This window comes from Streptosporangiales bacterium, from assembly GCA_009379825.1.
Lineage (GTDB): Bacteria > Actinomycetota > Actinomycetes > Streptosporangiales > WHST01 > WHST01.
Genome location: WHTA01000167.1, coordinates 1 through 1,855 on the forward strand (window position 1 = coordinate 1; position 1,855 = coordinate 1,855).

At 67.7% G+C, this 1,855-nt stretch carries 3 protein-coding genes; all 3 read left to right on the forward strand.

Annotated features, from left to right (window positions below; all coding sequences use genetic code 11):
* The coding region (locus GEV07_30915; protein ID MQA06919.1) for a C4-dicarboxylate ABC transporter substrate-binding protein at positions 1 to 964 on the forward strand (964 nt) is incomplete at its 5' end.
* A gap of 181 nt (positions 965 to 1,145) precedes the next feature.
* Complete coding sequence (locus GEV07_30920; protein ID MQA06920.1) at positions 1,146 to 1,706, forward strand: TRAP transporter small permease subunit; 561 nt, start codon at positions 1,146 to 1,148, stop codon at positions 1,704 to 1,706.
* On the forward strand, positions 1,703 to 1,855 hold a 153-nt coding region (locus tag GEV07_30925; GenBank protein ID MQA06921.1), incomplete at its 3' end, for a TRAP transporter large permease. The genes GEV07_30920 and GEV07_30925, both read left to right, overlap by 4 nt.

Sequence of the window (1,855 nt, forward strand, 5' to 3'; positions counted from 1 at the left end):
CACGGTCACCCTGCGGTTGTCGCACCAGTGGCCGGCGGTCAACGACAAGGGCGAGGGCGACTTCAGGTCCGTTCTCGCCCAGCGGTTCGCGGACAAGGTGGAGAAGCGCACCGACGGAGAGGTCAAGATCAAGCTGTACCCGGGCAACTCGCTCATCGAGGACCCGATCGAGCAGTACAGTGCCATCCGCAAGGGTACGGCGGACATGTCGGTGTACCCCCTCGACTACGCGGCTGGCGACGTGCCGGCGTTCAGCATCACCTTGATGCCGGCGATGGTGCGCAACCACGAGCAGGCGAGGAAGTGGCAGGACGCGGAGATCGGCAAGCGCGTCGAGCGGCTCACCGAAGAGAACGGCATCAAGGTGCTCACCTGGATCTGGAACGCAGGTGCAGTCGGGGCGCGCAGCGCGAAGCCGATCGTCTCACCAGACGACGTGCCCAAGGGCAACGTCACCAGGGCGGCGGGGCCGCGGATCGAGCAGATGCTGAAGAGCGTCGGGTTCGGTCTGTCCAGCATGCCGTCGTCGGAGATCTACAACGGCATGCAGACCGGCGTGCTGGACAGCGCGATCACGTCCACGTCCTCGTTCGGTTCCTATCGGCTGTACGAGCAGGTGAAGACGTTCACCTCGCCCACCGGTGGCAACACGTTCTGGTTCATGTTCGAGCCGCTCATCATCGGCGAGAAGCAGTTCGAGAAGCTGACCAAGGAGCAGCGGAAGATCGTCGAAGACGTCGGTGCGAGCCTGCAGAACTTCGCCTACGAGGAGTCGGAGAAGGACGACGCCAGGGTGGAGAAGGAGTTCAAGGAGGCCGGCGTCAAGGTCGTCCAGATGGACGACGCCTCGTACGAGAAGTGGCGGGAGAAGTCCGAGCCGGTCTGGGCGGACTTCGCGAAGAAGGTGGACGATGGGGACGAGCTGATCGAGCTCGCCAAGAAGGTCGCCGACGAGGGGCAGTGACGAGGGGATGTGCCGAAGGCCGCGGCGCGTATCGTTTCCTGCCATCCCGTGACCCGAGGAGACCGGTGACCCCTCCCGAGCCAGCACTGCACGTCCGCGGCGGGCGCGGGCGGACGCCCGCGCCCGTGTCGCGGATCTCCCGAGGTCCACTGCCGGCTGCGGTCCGTCCAGGGGCGGCACGTTGACCGGGTCAGCGAGGCGACGGCGGCCTGGTGTGCTGCGGCTGGTCGACTGGCTGTCCGAGGTCGCCGGCTACACCAGTGCCGTCCTCGTCCTGGCGGCCGCGCTCATCGTCTGCTACGGCGTGCTGTTGCGGTACTTCCTGGGTGCCTCGACGGTGTGGCAGACCGAGCTGTCGATCTATTTGCTGATCTACGCGACGTTCGTGGGCGCGGCGTACGGCCTCAGACACGGCGACCACGTCAGGGTCGACCTCGTGGTGCGGCAACTCCCGCCGGTCGCCCGCGAGGTGGCCAAGCTCGTCGCGGCCGTGCTCGGCATCGGTCTGGCCGCGGTCGTGGCCGTGCTCACCTACGAGCTCTGGTGGCACGCGGTCACCACTGGCCGGCGGTCCGGTACGGCGTGGAACCCGCCGCTGATGTTCCCCTACGCGATCCTGCCGCTGGGCATGACCCTCGTCGTCCTGCAGTACGTGGTGATCGCCGTGGACACCGTGCGGCGGATCGCGACCGGCCCGGCCGGCGACGACGATGACGCGCCGGGGGAGGGGGCCGGCGGATGAGCGTCCTGCTGATCGCCGCCATCGTCGGCGTCATCCTGCTCGCGCTGCTCGCGCTCGGTGTGCCGGTGTCGTTCGCCCTCGGCCTGACCGGCGTCGTCTCGGTCGCGCTGTTCCTCACCGGCGACGAGTTCGGCTACCTCGGGAACCTG